This window comes from Methylotuvimicrobium sp. KM2, from assembly GCF_038051925.1.
Taxonomy (GTDB): Bacteria; Pseudomonadota; Gammaproteobacteria; order Methylococcales; family Methylomonadaceae; genus Methylotuvimicrobium.
This window is the reverse complement of record NZ_CP150634.1, coordinates 2,530,121-2,545,958: the sequence shown is the minus strand read 5'-3', so window position 1 is coordinate 2,545,958 and position 15,838 is coordinate 2,530,121. Positions and strand designations below refer to the sequence as shown.

The 15,838-nt window shown below is 46.6% G+C and carries 10 protein-coding genes; 8 read left to right on the top strand and 2 right to left on the bottom strand.

The window, feature by feature from the left end; translation table 11 throughout:
• The first annotated feature begins 3 nt into the window (after positions 1-3).
• The 3 genes from WJM45_RS10780 (at position 4) to WJM45_RS10770 (ending at position 3,487) form a co-directional block, all read left to right on the top strand.
• The gene (locus WJM45_RS10780) at positions 4-1,026 is read left to right on the top strand and encodes a hypothetical protein (protein WP_341325112.1); all 1,023 of its coding nucleotides are present in this window, start codon (positions 4-6) and stop codon (positions 1,024-1,026) included.
• Positions 1,027-1,294: 268 nt separating this feature from the next.
• The gene (locus WJM45_RS10775; protein ID WP_341325111.1) at positions 1,295-2,143 is read left to right on the top strand and encodes a serine hydrolase; all 849 of its coding nucleotides are present in this window, start codon (positions 1,295-1,297) and stop codon (positions 2,141-2,143) included.
• A gap of 21 nt (positions 2,144-2,164) precedes the next feature.
• Positions 2,165-3,487 carry a L,D-transpeptidase family protein gene (locus WJM45_RS10770; RefSeq protein WP_341325110.1) on the top strand — a complete coding sequence of 441 codons (1,323 nt, stop codon included), beginning with the start codon at positions 2,165-2,167 and terminating at the stop codon, positions 3,485-3,487.
• 315 nt (positions 3,488-3,802) lie between these two features.
• Here the strand turns inward: WJM45_RS10770 and WJM45_RS10765 are convergent, their stop codons facing one another.
• Positions 3,803-4,573 (bottom strand): DUF2490 domain-containing protein, encoded by a 771-nt coding sequence (locus tag WJM45_RS10765; RefSeq protein ID WP_341325109.1) that lies wholly within the window; start codon positions 4,571-4,573, stop codon positions 3,803-3,805.
• A 255-nt stretch (positions 4,574-4,828) separates the two neighbouring features.
• Positions 4,829-5,548 carry an SIMPL domain-containing protein gene (locus tag WJM45_RS10760; protein ID WP_341325108.1) on the bottom strand — a complete coding sequence of 240 codons (720 nt, stop codon included), beginning with the start codon at positions 5,546-5,548 and terminating at the stop codon, positions 4,829-4,831.
• 542 nt (positions 5,549-6,090) lie between these two features.
• Between WJM45_RS10760 and tagH the strand changes: the two genes are divergently transcribed.
• The 5 genes from tagH to tagF all read left to right on the top strand — a co-directional run bounded on the left by tagH (position 6,091) and on the right by tagF (position 15,814).
• Positions 6,091-7,560, top strand: a complete 1,470-nt coding sequence (tagH, locus tag WJM45_RS10755; protein ID WP_341325107.1) for a type VI secretion system-associated FHA domain protein TagH — start codon at positions 6,091-6,093, stop codon at positions 7,558-7,560.
• Positions 7,561-7,945: 385 nt separating this feature from the next.
• On the top strand, positions 7,946-9,283 hold the full coding sequence (gene tssK / locus WJM45_RS10750) for a type VI secretion system baseplate subunit TssK (protein ID WP_341325106.1): 1,338 nt from the start codon (positions 7,946-7,948) through the stop codon (positions 9,281-9,283).
• 5 nt (positions 9,284-9,288) lie between these two features.
• Positions 9,289-10,650 (top strand): type IVB secretion system protein IcmH/DotU, encoded by a 1,362-nt coding sequence (icmH, locus tag WJM45_RS10745; RefSeq protein ID WP_341325105.1) that lies wholly within the window; start codon positions 9,289-9,291, stop codon positions 10,648-10,650.
• Positions 10,647-14,216, top strand: coding sequence for a type VI secretion system membrane subunit TssM (tssM, locus tag WJM45_RS10740; RefSeq protein ID WP_341325104.1), 3,570 nt, complete (start codon positions 10,647-10,649; stop codon positions 14,214-14,216). The genes icmH and tssM overlap by 4 nt, the downstream gene beginning before the upstream one ends.
• Complete coding sequence (gene tagF, locus WJM45_RS10735) at positions 14,216-15,814, top strand: type VI secretion system-associated protein TagF (RefSeq protein WP_341325103.1); 1,599 nt, start codon at positions 14,216-14,218, stop codon at positions 15,812-15,814. Before tssM ends, tagF begins: the two co-directional genes overlap by 1 nt.
• Positions 15,815-15,838: the final 24 nt, after the last annotated feature.

The following is a 15,838-nucleotide window of genomic DNA, read 5'->3' as shown; positions in this document are numbered from 1 at the left end:
GCTATGAAACTTTTGGCCTTATTGCTAATAATGCTCAATATCACTTTTTTTTTATGGCAATATCATTCAGGCACTATTTCATTGGAGCGTGATGTTCTCATTAATTCAGCGGATACAAGAGAGCAAATTATCCTGGTTTCGGAACTAAACGACTCACCGAGCCTTAAGCAAGCGCAATCCGGGTTATCATGGTGTGCCGCCGGTACGGCGATTGAGCAATCGATTCGCAGTGCTATATTCGTTTCAGATTATAGTTTAGCGCCTTCTTCGGGGGTCAGGTCCAGTTTGCTGTTGGCCGAATGGCTCGATATGCATTTCGTTTCACATCAGATATCTCAAACCCGGCCAAAAAAATCACCCCCCATTCTTGCTTTCAACGATGCTTCGATAGCCTTGACTAAGGCAACTCCAACACCCCCAAAAACCAGTATTTCGGATGAAACCAATCGTCGTGCCAAACAAGAACTTGGCGGAACCGACATTGACGCCGCAAACGCCCCGATTGTTAAAAAACAAGAAATGGCGCCTAAAAAAAACAAGGTTGAGTCCAGTATGTGTTATGAGGCCGGGCCGTTCGATACGATGCAGCAATTTTACAGCTGGCGAAAACAGACGGGCATCAATTCCGCTTCGATCAAATCGGTGCGCCGAGAAGAGCAAAAGATTAGCGATTACATGGTGTACTTGCCGGCCGGTGAAACTTATGAACAATCATTGGAAAATGTTGAACTTTTGAAACAAAAAGGAATTACCGATTATTGGCTGTTCCGGAAAGGCGAAGTTAAGGGAGATATTTCATTAGGTGTTTTTTCTAGCGAAATAAGAGCGGAGGCTTTTAAAAAACAATTGGCAATCAAAACCCTAAATGCTTTAATCAGGCCTCGTTATAAAAAAGCCCAACGAATTTATGCTCATATTCATATCAAACAGGAATACGAAGACAATTTGATTATCAGCCGCGACCGATGGCAGAGAACGCATCCTGCCTTTGCCATCAAGGTCAATAACAGCTGTGTTTTTGATTGAAAAATGCGCTTTAGCTTCTTCTACCTTGGACAATTGTAAAGGAATCAACATTCCTTCTAGCGATAAGCCAGGATCATAGAGCCGCAAAGATCTGTTTCGTTAGCAATCGGGCTTTAACTGAGCTTGATACAGCGTTAGAATGGCCCTTCTAAAATTATTGTAATAGTTAAGGTAAAGTTAAGAAATTAATTTATTGACTTTAATCATTACGAATAATACCTATAATTGAATCGTACCGATTTATTTTCCTGATTAATTATCGCTGCACATGAAAAAAATGTTTAAAAATTCCTTCGCTGTAATCGCCATTGTTACGTTAATGTTCACGGTATTTTCCGTAAACGCGTCAGGAAAAAACTTATCCCTAAAATCATCGGCAGCGATTGTCATGGATCAAGAAACGGGAATGATTCTTTACGAGAAAAAATCGCAAAATGTCATGCCTATCGCTTCCATTACCAAATTGATGACGGCAATGGTGTTGCTTGATTCCAAGCCTAACTTAAATAAATCCATTACAATTTCGAAACAGGATATCGACACATTGCGTCACAGCCGTTCGCGTTTACCTGTCGGAACAACATTAACGCTAAGAGAAATGATGAGGTTGGCGCTGATGTCGTCCGACAACCGTGCGGCTTCCGCTTTATCCCGCTCCTATCACGGCGGTAAACCCGCTTTTGTCAAGGCCATGAATCGTAAGGCGCGGGCTCTCGGATTAAAAAATACTCGTTTTCGCGATCCTACCGGTTTGTATACAGAGAATAAGTCAACAGCGAGGGATTTAGCCAAGCTTGTCGCCTACGCGACTAAATACCCATTGATTAGAACGATGACGACTACAGAAAGTCATACTCAAAAAGTCGGTAAGCAAATGCTTAAATATAACAATACCAACATTCTGACTAAAAATCCTAATTGGAAAATCGGTCTATCGAAAACCGGTTTTATCAATGAGTCCGGCAAGTGCCTCGTCATGCAAACCTGGATAAATAACAGACCAACGATCGTTGTATTACTCAATTCATGGGGGCAATTGACGCCGGTTGGCGATTCTAATCGAATCAAAGAATGGATGAGCGGTATTTCGGTGGCCGAGTTACAAAAAAGAGGGTGATTCATCCGCTTCTAAATGTATATGACGATAAACATTAATGTATTCAAGCGCCTTTTTATAGGCATGTCGTTCTATTTATTGTGTTCTTGTCAGCTTTTGCGTGGACCGGATACTGTATCCTCAGTCGAATTTTCACCGATTAGGGAATTTCCTTTATTCGATAGCCAATCAATTATTGGTGTTGCTGCGCAAATAGAAACCGATGAAAAAGACTCGTTGTTGGTAATCGGTCGGCATTTCGGTTTGGGTTATGACGAAATAACCCGAGCCAATTCTAACTTAGACCCATGGTTACCGGAGCCGGGCAGTACAGTTCGTTTGCCATTGCGATTCATTATCCCCGAAGCGCCTCGAAAAGGCGTTGTGTTGAATTTAGCGGCTAAGCGGCTTTTTTTATACGACCAAAAAAACGCTAATAAAGTATTTACTTATCCGGTTGGTATAGGCCGGGAAGGATGGGAAACGCCGCAAGGCTTGACCCGAATTACTGCGAAAACTGCGAAACCTAGTTGGACTGTTCCCGAGTCGATCAGGCGCGAGCATGCTAAAAAAGGCGATCCTTTGCCTAGAGTCGTCCCCGCCGGCCCGAACAATCCGCTTGGGGACTATGCTTTACGCTTAGGTTTTCCCGGTTATCTGATCCATGGCACCAATAAACCCTATGGCGTCGGCATGGAAGTCAGTCATGGCTGTGTACGGCTTTATCCTGAAGACATTGCAAAGCTATTTCGGCATGTCGCTGTCGGCTCACAGGTTAGGATTGTCAATCAACCTTTTTTAACAGCATGGGATGGCGATACGCTTTTTTTGCAAGCTTATCCGCCTACCCATAAAGATCCGAAACAAGTCAATCGACTTGTTCAGGATTTGATGGCGCGTTTGCAAAAAATTGAACATGAATCCGGTCGATCGATCGATTGGGATAAAGTTCACGCGGCAATCGAGCGCTCCGATGGCGTTTTAACACCTATTTTAAAAGGCCATATAGATGATTTTTATTTGACCATATCGCGTCCTTCGATCAAGTTTAAACGGCCGATTCCCAAAGAAATCGATGTCGATGCATGGAAACTGAGCGTAGCAACATTACCAAACGAGAAAGAGGCTCGACAATTCGCGGCCATGCTGAATCATCAAGGTCCTCCAATTCCGGCACATGCCTTTGCTACAAGGGTGATTGCAGGGCCTTTCTCTAACTCTCAAGATGCGGTTTCGGTAAAAAAACGCTTGCTTTCGGAATTTTCGATTACTGCGCTAATTATGGAGCCCGGTAAAATGGTCGAAATTCCTCAGGCATCTCAAGAAAACACTATTTTTACTAATCTACTGACTTTTTTCGATTGATACCAGTTGGTTAATCCACCCATTTTGAGCATTCTTCCCCATATTTAGGATTCGGTTATAAATAACTTCCCTATTTTTAATATAGGGCAGGCAGGTTCGGTAGCTCGATTGACAGGTGTCGGCGGCAGGGAAAGCCGCCGTCAAGCCTACACGGAATGTATTCACGGCGTCCTGTCAAGCGAGTTGCCGAACCCGCTACAAAGCACATAGCTAAAGGAAGCTATTTGTTACGAGATCCTTAGAGGATGAGAAGTAGGTTCGTCGAGAAATCCAGCACCACCAACTCCTCATATATACGTTAATATCGGTATCAAGCTAGAAATTAAGATACCAATTGATTGAAATGATGTGACTCATAAAATCTTGAGCAGTGGCTTTATAGATATATTGATTCATATAGCCGATTTCGGTTCTGATGTGCTCATCAAAATTATACCCAATGCCGGCGAAGGCTCGGTTTTGATCGAAACCGTTCACAGATTTCCAATCAGTTTTATTAATGTCGATAAAAACTTCGTTAGTCCCGACCAAGCTAAAGTTTGGTGCAAAAGCCAAAGGCAGTGATATTTTAAACAATTGACGATAACGCCAACCGACATCGTTACCGATTTGCATGAACCGTTGCTCTAAGCGACTACGACTGCTGAATGTTCCGAAAGAAAACGGTTGGTTCCATAACAGTTGCTGCCAAATACGATGTTCATCGAAGGGATCACTTACAAAGGGCTCTTCTGTCGGTATAAACGCATAACCAAGCCACATAGTCAGTGTTTCACTGAGGGCGTAGCCTAAACCGGTTCGCAGCATGCCTTGCGAAACTTGCGACGTGTCGTTGCCGAATCGACCCTGGCCCTCCAGCCAATATCGGTACTTTGAAAGATCGGGATCGATTGCATCTAGGCTTCCAATAGCCGTAACAGTGCCCCAAGTTTGAAAATCTTCCTTAGGGCCGGCAATCAGATCATTGCCATGAAAGAAACAGAATACTAATAATAAACTAGATAAACCTAAATAATATTTTTTTAACATTCCTGTATTTACCGTGAGTGATGATGACGCCATATTATGGCGATGATGAAAGGTCATACCCTTTTTGAGTCGAACTTCGGCGCGACACGCTAGAAAATGCCTTAATACGCATCCATCTGGCTTTGATTATACCTTTCGCACTTCAAATTTCGGCAGTGCCTAAGGAGGCACAGGGGGGGGGGCTGGCAAAGAGCCTACATGGACGTATTCACGGCGTCCTTTGGCGGGCCCCCTGTGCCGAATTTTGATCTACGAAGGGTATTGTTAGGAGTCATTTATTGATCATCGCGCGAAGGCATAAAGCAAAAAAAATTAGTCCGATAAATAATATTCAATCGTTGAAACGACTCGTATTTTTTTTATATGCGGATTGTTCGTATCGCGAGGTTCGATAGAAAATTGTCCTTGTGACGCTCGTTTAATCTTGCCGAGTTTGCTGCTGGAGTCTTCGGCAAATTTTTCTGCGACTTCACGGGCTTTGGTAGTCGCCTCTTCAATCATCTCAGGTTTTATTTGATTGAGTTGCGTAAATAAGAATTCAGTTCGATTTTGGTAATCCTGCGCCGTAAAGACAATGCCTTTTTTACCCAATGCCAATAAGCCGTTCATAGCGGAACGAACTTGATCCACATTTGCGGAGTAAACTGTGACGGTTTGTATTGCGCTGTATCTAAATTCGACATTTCCGCTATTTTGATAACTTTGCGCGGACTTATCGGTGATGGAGGGAGTTGAGACAGAGACTTCACCTTCGGCAACACCGGATTTTTTCAGAAAAGCTTTGATCGTTTCCGTGTTTTTTTCAAGAGCCTCGTAAAGTAAGCTAAGCTCGTTATCCGCAACCGTAAATTGGATCGGCCATATCACGATATCAGCAGAAAATTCTCGTTCCGACAATCCTTTAACAGTGACGCTACGTTCATATTCTTTGAATTTAATCGCGGCATGACTCAGTAAGTAACCTAGCGAGAACAGTCCTAAAAATAAAAAAAGTCCTACGATAAAGGCACTGACCGGTTTCTTTTCGTCCATTATTTGTTCCTCGCTACTCGATTGATTGGTAAAGTATGCCTAAGGCTTTGCATTTTGCCAAGTCGAGTCAAGCTTCAATAGAATCCCGACATCAGGCAAAGTATCCAGCGTACTTCTGAAAAGATTATATTACGAGCTAAAGCTAGTACAAAGAATTATTCCCAACGGTTCAAGACAACTTTTAGGATTCGTTTATAAGCTTTTCAATAGTAACTATTCAGTCCCCCGTCAATTATCGTTCCCACGCTCTGCGTGGGAACGCCTGAGTACCGCTCCAGCGGTATGAGACGCTAGAGCGTCTCGGTCTTCATTCCCACGCCGGAGCGTGGGAATGATAGGGGGTGTGAATAATTACTTTCAATAAGTTATATAAAATTCGGTAAATCCGAAGTTAATGCGTATTTGAAGAACCATCGAACAGAGACTAGAATTTATTAAAATCAGATCGAACGTATCTTTATCAAGAAGTGAGTAGAACTAAATTTTCCTGTTTAAATTTGGCTTGAAAATAACGATTTTGTATTTCTCATCGAGTAGTTGAAATGGCTTTATCTCTTAAGATCACAACGTACAAAGGCAAGCCTTTATCCGAACCTAAACTAGTGGCCTTTCCAAACGATGAAGGCACGATAGGACGTTCCGATGATAATACGCTGGTTTTACCTGATCCTGATAAATTTGTATCGCGGCATCATGCATCGATCAAGTACGAAAACAATACATATTATCTGACCGATTCAAGTCTGGCTGGCGTATTTATCGATAACGAAGCTAATCCGCTGCATAACGATTCGATACCTCTCCATAACGGCATCCTTTTAAAAGTCGGCGAATATGAAATAGAAGCTATTATCACTGAAGACACTAGCCGGGATGATTTTCCTTTTCCGGATATTTTTGCCGATTCGCCGTCAAAATCGACAGAGCCCGAAGAGTTGTTTTCAACGCCGGTCGATACGGAAGCCAATCGACTGATGGGCGATAGCAGTTCACCCTTTCCACGCCATGAAGAATTGATCGACGCTAAAGAAAACGAAACGCCCGAATTTGAAAGCCACTTACAAGATCATGCTTCACCGCTTTTCGACAGCTTTATCGCTCCTCAGGTAGAAGCAGCACCGAAACCTTTTGAGGAAATTCCTGAAAACTTGAGTTTCGAGGATCTTTTCGCCGACTCCGATACACCCTCCGGCGACAGACAGATAGAGGATGATTCGAGGGCGGCAAGCATGGATTTGCTTAACGAGAGCTTCGCGCCTAAATCGCCCCTAGTCGAGCCTGATGAATCGGCTTCAGAACCAGTTTCACCGCCGGTCGCCATCCCTGATAGTCCGCAAGCTTCAAATTTAAACAGCATTCTAGCCGACCCGTCCGGTTCTTCCCCTGAAACGCCGCAAGCACAACCCGTGCAAAGTATTTCCGACAACGGTCTATTCGATGCTTTTTTGCATGGTGCAGGCCTTGATCAAAATGAATGCGCAACTAAAAATCAATTGGAGGCGATGCAAAGAATTGGCAGAATGTTCCGACAATTAGTTGCCGGTACTGTTTCGGTTTTACGAAGCCGAGCCGAATTCAAGAGTTTGTTTCGCGTCAATGTGACCGTAATAAGAGCGGTCGACAATAACCCGTTGAAGTTCGCCGTGTCGACCAATGATGTTTTGAAGCAATTGATTCAAAACAAAGAGGGTGGTTTTCTCGAATCGGTCGAATCGATCGAGCAAGGCTTCAATGACATCATGAATCATCAGCTCGCGATGCAAGCAGGGATTCAAGCCTCATTGGCCGACTTGTTGAAACGATTCGACCCTAAAACGATCGAAAAACAATTCGAGCAAGGCATCGTGTTACAAAAAAAAGCCAAGTGTTGGGACAGTTATCAGGACACTTATCGCATTGAGTCCGAAGAAGCCGTCGAGAATTTTTTCGGCGATGCCTTCGTAGAGGCTTATGAAGAACAAATGAAAGCCCTAACTGCAGCGCGGAACAAAAAAGAAAAATTTGGACTATGATGATTGGAGGTTTGAGAAAGCCGTTCTCAATGTAGTTGAATAAAGATCGACTAATTCGCTCCTTCCCAAGCCGAGCTCTCGCCGTTATACACAAGTATCGGTAAACTTTCTAAGCAGAGGTCATCGTATACCTGGAAACGGTGCTGTTTGATAAATCTTGGGATATTGAACATCAGTGGCTTTCCCTCACCTAACGCTAGGTGAGGGAAAGTCGGGTGACAAAAAATGGTATCGAGGTCTCATTGGCTAAGATTGCAAAAAGGGAGTTTTCGACTTATGTATAACGATGAGAGCCGAGCTTGAAAAACTGCAAAAACAATGATCGAGCTATGAAACCAACGTTAGCTTGAAAATTCATATCACAGGGTAAAAGGTTACAAGAATAATGGCGGAAAATAACAGGACGGTTTGGTCGGAAGGCATGTTTTTGCGGCCCCAACATTTTCAGCAACACGACCGGTATATCGAAACTCTCGTCAAGGAACGGTGCGGCAACCTTACGCCTTATGATTGGGGAGTCAAAAAGATTGCTATAGACCAGCGACAGCTGGCCATGGGCAAATTTGCATTGGCCGAATGTAGCGGGATCTTTCCGGACGGAACGCCGTTTAATTTACCCGAAGACGACGATTTGCCTTTGCCGGTCGATATTCCAAGCGACGTGCAGAATAATATCGTTTATCTATCGTTGCCGGTCCGCCAACCGGGTACGATTGAAATCGATACCGACGAGAACCGCCACAATTTGGCACGCTATCATGCCTTCGAAAGCGAAGTTCGGGACCATAATACCGGATCGAATGCGACCTCTGCTATCTTGGTCGGCAAACTTCATACTAGACTGTTATTGGAGCGACAAGAGCTTTCCGGTCATGTTTGTATCGGGGTGGCAAGAGTCATCGAATCGAGGGCCGATAAAAACGTGATTCTCGATCAGGGTTTTATTCCGCCTTCGCTCGATTGCAACGCTATGCCTACCTTGAGCGGGTTTATTAAAGAATTATTCGGCTTATTGCATACGCGCGGAGAAGCTCTCGGCGGACGGGCTTCCGAAGCAGGCAGGGGCGGAGTTGCCGAAATTTCCGATTACATGCTATTGCAAATGGTCAATCGTGTCGAGCCGCTATTCGAACATTTGCAATCCATTCCCGCATTGCATCCGGAAAGTTTTTACCGAATTGCGGTGCAATTGGCCGGCGAGTTATCGACATTTTGCAGGCCTAATAAAAGGCCGGTGAGTTTTCCGGTTTATAAGCACGACGATTTACAAACGACCTTCATGCATGTCATGGAGGAGTTGCGGCAATTATTGAGCGCGGTATTGGAGCAAAACGCGATTCCGATTCCGTTGACAGCACCGAAGTACGGCATTCGCGGCGCGAAGGTGCCGGATCCGAATTTGCTCAAGGATGCGGTATTCGTGCTGGCCGCCAATGCGCAAGTGTCTAAGGAACAATTGCGCAGCAGTTTTCCGACGCAAGTCAAAATCGGTCCGGTCGAACAGATTCAGCAATTGGTTCGTTCGGCCTTGCCCGGTATTTCGATACATGCGCTGCCGGTCGCACCACGGCAGATTCCTTATCATGCGGGTTTCGCTTATTTCGAGCTCAACAAACAAAGCGAGTTATGGAAGCAAATGGCTCAGTCGGGCGGTTTTGCGATTCATATCGCCGGTGAGTTTCCAGGGCTTGAACTTGAATTTTGGGCAATCAAAAACGGTTAACGACAGTGAATCAAGACGACCCATTCGGTAATTACATCGATGACGATAAAACCATCCTCAGGCCTACGCCGGGCGGAAGAAAGCCCAAACCGCAGGAGCCGATGCCGGCGCATGCGCCCGATAATGCGCCAATGCCTCCTGAAGGCCTACACGAACGAATAGTCTATTCGAAAGATAACCCGTTGACTGCTAGTGCGTTGTCTTTGTTATCTTTAGTCGCGCAATTACGCAATACCGCATCGCATCCGGACATTGCCGGTCTGAGAGATAATGTGATCAACGAAGTCAAGCGCTTCGAAGCAAAAGCGCTGGGACATGGCATCCCGCCCGATCAAGTGCAGGCCGCGCGTTATTGTCTTTGTACCTTACTCGACGAGACCGTGTTAAATACGCCTTGGGGTTGCAACAGCTTGTGGAGCACACATAGCCTGTTGATCACTTTTCATAAAGAAGCCTGGGGCGGAGAAAAGTTTTTCCAAATTTTGAAAAATATCATGCAACAGCCCGGCACGCATCTGCATTTGCTGGAATTGTTGTATTTTTGTCTTTGCCTCGGCTTCGAAGGAAAATACCGCATTCAGGAACACGGCATGACCCGGCTCGAAGAGGTTCGGGAAAATCTGTATCAAATCATACAGCGGCAGCGCGGCGATATTGAAAAGGAACTGTCGATACAATGGCAGGGCATCAAAGACAGACGGAATGTGTTGACCCGCTTGGTTCCGCTATGGGTCATCGGCGCGGTGGTCGGTATGGTTCTAATGCTGGCCTATCTCGGCTATCTCTATTTAATTAATGCCGCGTCCAATCCATTGCTGGCAAAACTTTATGCGATCAAGGACGGCCTTGAGCCGCTACAAGTCGCAGTCGCCGAACCGTTACCCGAAACGCCTAAACCGCCCGATGCGCCTCCCGCTTATTCATTGTATGACGATATCAGCGGTTTTCTTGCGCCGGAAATTGCGCGCGGCGAAGTCGTGTTGGATCGCAAGAACGACAAAATCGTGTTACGCATCATGGGCAAGGGGTTCTTTGCTTCCGGAAGGGACTCGATAACCGCCAAATATTACCCGTTAATGAATAGAATCGGCGAAGCGCTTACCAAAGTCACCGGCAGTATTCTAGTTGTCGGTCATACCGACAGCGATCCGATTTTTTCGGCGAGATTTCCATCCAATTGGGATTTATCGAGAGCCCGAGCGCAGTCGGTTGCCGATATGCTCAAAAGTAAGCCGGGAATCGCTGCGACCATTACATCCGAAGGGCGTGCGGAAACGCAACCGCTGGTGCCGAATGATAGCGCCGAACATAAAGCGATGAACCGTCGTGTCGAAATCATTTTTTCAGGATTAAAAGGACAAACGTGAAAAAAATCATCGGTTTCTTCAAAAATAAATGGGTCATTCAACTGATCGGCATTATTGCCGTTTGCTTGTTGATTTGGTTTTTCGGGCCGCTCATCGCGATAGCAGGCCGTGCCCCTCTTGAATCCGAAGTTTACAGGCTTATTACGATTTTAGTGATCGTCTTGCTCTGGGGATTGAATAATCTTCGTATTCAGGTCAAAGCTAATCGCGCCAATACGCAAATGGTCAATGAACTGGTCGGGGGCGATGGAGCGCAAGGAAAGACCGGGCCTAGTCAAGTCGAGCAAGACAGCGAAGAGGAAATCGGCGAACTCGGCAAGCATTTCGACGATGCGCTACGCACGCTAAAACAAATCAAAACCCAGTCGGGCCAAGGTCGTCAGTATCTCTATGAATTACCCTGGTATATCATCATCGGGCCGCCGGGTTCCGGAAAAACCACCGCATTGATCAATTCGGGACTGGAATTTCCGCTGGCCGACAAATTCGGCAAAAACGCGGTCAAAGGCGTCGGCGGGACCCGCAATTGCGATTGGTGGTTTACCGATCAAGCGGTGCTGTTGGATACCGCAGGGCGCTATACGACACAAGACAGCCATGAGGCGGTCGATAAGGCGGCATGGCTCGGTTTTTTGAATTTGCTGAAAAAACATCGCCCGCGCAGGCCGGTCAACGGCGTGCTGATCACGATGAGCCTGTCCGATTTAATCAAGCAGACCGAGGAAGAGCGAATTCAGCATGCACAAGCAATTCGGCAGCGTATTCAGGAACTGCACGAACATTTCGGCATTCGCTTTCCGATCTATATGCTGTTTACCAAATGCGATCTGGTTGCAGGTTTCAACGACTTCTTTGCCGATCTAGGCAAAGAAGAAAGAGCCCAAGTTTGGGGTGTTACTTTTCCTGAAGAAGATCAAGATCACCCTGTCGATGCTGTTGGTCGGGTCGGCGATGACTTTGATGGACTGTTGGATCGTTTGAATGCGCGTTTGCCGAAAAGACTTCAAGAAGAGCGCGACTTGCAGCGCCGTCATTCGATTTTCGGCTTTCCTCAACGCATGGCCTTGCTGAAAGAGAGTTTGTTGGAATTTCTCAAAGAGTGTTACGGCGCGAACCGATATCAACAAGCCCCTTATCTCAGAGGCGTTTATTTTACCAGCGGAACGCAAGAAGGCACGCCGATCGACCGTCTGATGGGAATTTTGGCGAGCACTTTCAAGCTCGATCGTTTTTCGGTGCCGATGTTCAGCGGCAAGGGAAAGAGTTTTTTCATTACCCGTTTGCTGAAGGAGGTCATTTTCGACGAAGCCCTGATCGTCGGTTTGAACAAACGCGTAGAGCGTCGTTATGCATTGCTGCGTCAGGTTGCATACGGTTCGGCACTGGCTGTGACATTATTAATGACGGCCTTATGGACTTTTAGTTTCACCCGAAATCAGTCGGCATTGAACGAGCTGAGTCAAAAGATTGAACAATACGAACAAACCGCGGCGAATTATCCGAATCGATCGGACTTTTCCGACTTATTGAAACGCATGAATGCGATACAAGACATTCAACGAGTTTATGGCGACGAAAAGCCCTTGTCGATGCGTTTCGGCTTGTTTCAAGGCAACAAAGTGCAACCGGTCATTAACGATACCTATGATCAAGTTTTATTGAAGCAATTTTTACCATTGATCAAGACAAGGCTAGAACAACGTATCCGAGGCGAAGAGGCGAATAACCCCGAAATTCTCTATGAACTCTTAAAAGTCTATTTGATGTTCGGCGAGCCCAAACGGCTCGAGCCCGGCTTGGTGCGGGCTTGGGTTGCTATCGATTGGAAAAAAAATTATGCCGACGATGTTCAAGTCGGCTTGCTCGGTCATCTCGATAATTTGCTCGAGCTAAAAATAGAGCCCCAGCCGCTCGACCAACGTTTAGTCGCCGCAACGCGGCAAGTGTTAAACCGCATTCCTGTTGCGCAGCAAGTCTATATGCGCATCAAGAGCGAGGCGATGCAGGATGGCAGCCGCGATCTCCGTTTGTCGGATGCGCTAGGGCCGAATGCGTCTCGGGTTTTTACGGTCGCGTCCGGAAAATTCGAACAGCAAACCATCCCTTATTTGTTCACGCACGACGGTTTTTATCAAGTGTTTCTAAAACAAAACCAAGCTTTGGCGAAAGAGACGGTCGAGGATAATTGGGTGTTGGGCGATGTCGGTAGAGCCCGCGCGCCCGATCCCGAACGCTTGCAGCAAGACGTTCAGACCTATTACGACAAGGATTTCATCCAGTATTGGAGTAATATGCTGGGCAATCTAAAAATCCGAAGCGTCGGCAATATTCAGCAGTCGATCGAATTACTCGAATTCGCCTCGGCACCCAACTCGCCGATTCGGCTTTTATTGGAGACCATCGACAAGGAAACTTCCTTGACACGTAAACCGCCGAGTCCTTTGGATGCTTTGGCGGCAGTCAAGGAAGGCGCGGAAAAGACGGTCGATTCGCGAACGCAAAAACTGTTGCAAGCAGCACAAGCCGAAGGTGTCGTGCAAGCGCCAACCGATCCGCCGGGCACCGTCGTCGAGCGCCATTTTCAACCGCTAGCCTCATTAGTCAGGAGCGTCGGCGGCGCCGGTGCGCCATTCGACCAGACCATCAATTTGCTCGGTCAGTTGTACGGCTTCATGATCGATTTGGGCAGTACTTCAGATAGCGGCGGGGCGGCGATAAGGATCGCCGCACAGCGCAGCGAAGGGGGCGGCGGAGGCGATGTCATGTCGCGCATGAAAATGGAATCGGCGCGTTTGCCCGAGCCCTTGAAAAGCATGACCGAGAAGCTTTCCAGCGGCAATTTGAATCTGATCATGGGGTCGAGCAAGGCGCAGCTCAATAAGCTTTGGCAGAGCGAGGTGATGCCGCTTTATAAATCGGGGCTCGAAGGACGTTATCCATTGTCCAGGCGCGCCAGTCGCGATATTACGTTGCAGGATTTTAGCCGCTTTTTTGCACCGAACGGGATTTTGGATCAGTTTTTCAATGCCAATCTCAAGCCCTTTGTCGATACTAGCGGCCGAACCTGGCGATTGATCACTCAAAATAATCAATCGATCGGTATTTCGCGATCGGTGCTGATGCAGTTTCAGTATGCGGCAAAAATCCGTGAAGTATTTTTTCAAGGCGGTAGTCAATTACCCTCGGTTCGATTCAATCTTAGACCGGTATCGCTTGATGCCAAAGCTTCACGGTTTTGGCTGAATTTGGAAGGTCAGCAATTGGATTACCGGCACGGTCCGGCGCGAAGTACACAAATGCAGTGGCCTGGAACGGACGGAAGCGGTTCTGTGCGTTACGGTTTCGATACCTTAGACGGTCGGCAAGTCAGCCGTTCCGAGGAAGGCGCTTGGGCATGGTTTAGATTGCTTGATAAAGCTCGAATTCAAATTACCTCGCAAGACAGGTTCATGCTGACATTTGCAATCGACAACTTGGAAGCGCGTTATGAATTGAGCGCGACCAGCGTCGATAATCCTTTTGCGCTCAAAGAACTGCAAAATTTTCAATTTCCAACGAGCTTGTAATGACTTTGCCTCATTCGGAACCCGGGTTTTACGGCAAACTGCCGATATTGGGCGACTTTGTTACCCGACGTTTGCCGCGTGACTTTCTGAGTCCCTGGGATAGTTGGCTGCAAAGCTCGATTGCCGCCAGCAAGGAAGAGTTGGGGGATGCTTGGCTAAATAGTTATTTAAGTAGTCCGATTTGGCGTTTTGCGTTGAGCCCCGGAGTTTGCGGAAATTCCGCATGGGCCGGAATATTAATGCCCAGCGTCGATAAGGTCGGACGTTATTTTCCGTTGACGGTTGCGGCGAGCATCGACAGCGGTAATTGCTTGGCTTATTTGATGTCTTCGGCCGAACAGTGGTTTGAGCATCTCGAAGAAACCGCATTGAGCGGTCTGGAAGACGGGCTCGATCCTGAAGTATTCGATCGATTGATCAAAAATATTCCCGCCGCGCCGTTATCGGCTTCCGAGGTTTCAATCAACGTTCGGGATATGCGCAAAAATGCCGGAAAAAATGCATTTTATCTGTCGATGGCGCGTCCTGAATCGATTGCCGATGCCTTTGTCGGATTGAGTGCATCGTTAATGAACCGGTTTGTTCCCGGCTTTACGCTTTGGTCTACCGGCGGCTCCGAGGATCAAACTCCGGCATTGTTGGCTTGCGAAGGTTTACCGCCGATCGCTGCCTTCTCCGGATTTTTAAATGGACTTATTACGGAAAGAGGATGGGATATTGAAAAAGGTACGGTTCCGGAAAACCTCGATAAATTACGGCAACCGGCTAGTACGCCTGAGATTTTCGTCGCGAAGACTCAGAATATTGAAAATGAGCACGACACCGTACCGCTCTATATGACGACTGAAACCTTGCCGGTTCAGCGTGAAGTGCACTGGCAATCTTGGGCTCTCACCGATACCGGCAAACGCCGTAAATTCAATGAAGATTCGATACTCGACAGGCCTGAAGCAGGTCTTTGGGCGGTTGCCGACGGAATGGGCGGACATCAGGCGGGAGATGTGGCTAGCCAACTAATTGTCGATAGATTGCATAAAATATTGCCGCGTTCTGATTTAGAAGCATATTGCAAAGATGTTTATGCCTGTATCGTTAATGTCAACAAGGAATTACGGGAGCTTTCCAGTAACAGCTATAACGATTCGATTGTTGGCAGTACCGTCCTGGTCTTGATCGGTAATTCAAATCGTTGCGCTTTTTTATGGGCGGGAGACAGTCGCTTATATCGGCTAAGGGATAATAAATTGAAGCAACTGACCCGTGATCATTGCGCTGAAAATGAAATTGCCCCGGAACAATCCGTTTCTTCGGCAGGTTGGGCGGTCAAACAGTCGAATGTTATCACTCGCGCCGTCGGAGCCGATGACGAATTGGAGCTGGATTGCGGCTACTCCGACGTGCGTCTCGGGGATTTGTTTTTGTTAAGTAGCGACGGTTTGGATAAAGAGCTAAGCTTTAATGAAATTGAGTCTATACTACTTAATCAAAGTTTGAAGACGAGTGCTAAGGCATTGCTCGACCTCGCTCTTGATAGAGGCGCTAGAGACAATGTCAGTGTAATTGTCGTCAGTACCAACGGCAATTCTGTTGAAAAATAAGATTTGAAGACAATTGTCGTTTAA

What these genes read in the sequence shown, in the direction of transcription:
- WJM45_RS10775 (WP_341325111.1), top strand. Translation starts at nt 1,295, where the DNA reads ATGAAAAAAATGTTTAAAAATTCCTTCGCTGTAATCGCCATTGTTACG.
- tagF (WP_341325103.1), top strand. Translation starts at nt 14,216, where the DNA reads ATGACTTTGCCTCATTCGGAACCCGGGTTTTACGGCAAACTGCCGATA.
- tagH (WP_341325107.1), top strand. Translation starts at nt 6,091, where the DNA reads ATGGCTTTATCTCTTAAGATCACAACGTACAAAGGCAAGCCTTTATCC.
- WJM45_RS10765 (WP_341325109.1), bottom strand. Translation starts at nt 4,573, where the DNA reads ATGACCTTTCATCATCGCCATAATATGGCGTCATCATCACTCACGGTA.
- WJM45_RS10770 (WP_341325110.1), top strand. Translation starts at nt 2,165, where the DNA reads ATGACGATAAACATTAATGTATTCAAGCGCCTTTTTATAGGCATGTCG.
- WJM45_RS10760 (WP_341325108.1), bottom strand. Translation starts at nt 5,548, where the DNA reads ATGGACGAAAAGAAACCGGTCAGTGCCTTTATCGTAGGACTTTTTTTA.
- WJM45_RS10780 (WP_341325112.1), top strand. Translation starts at nt 4, where the DNA reads ATGAAACTTTTGGCCTTATTGCTAATAATGCTCAATATCACTTTTTTT.
- tssK (WP_341325106.1), top strand. Translation starts at nt 7,946, where the DNA reads ATGGCGGAAAATAACAGGACGGTTTGGTCGGAAGGCATGTTTTTGCGG.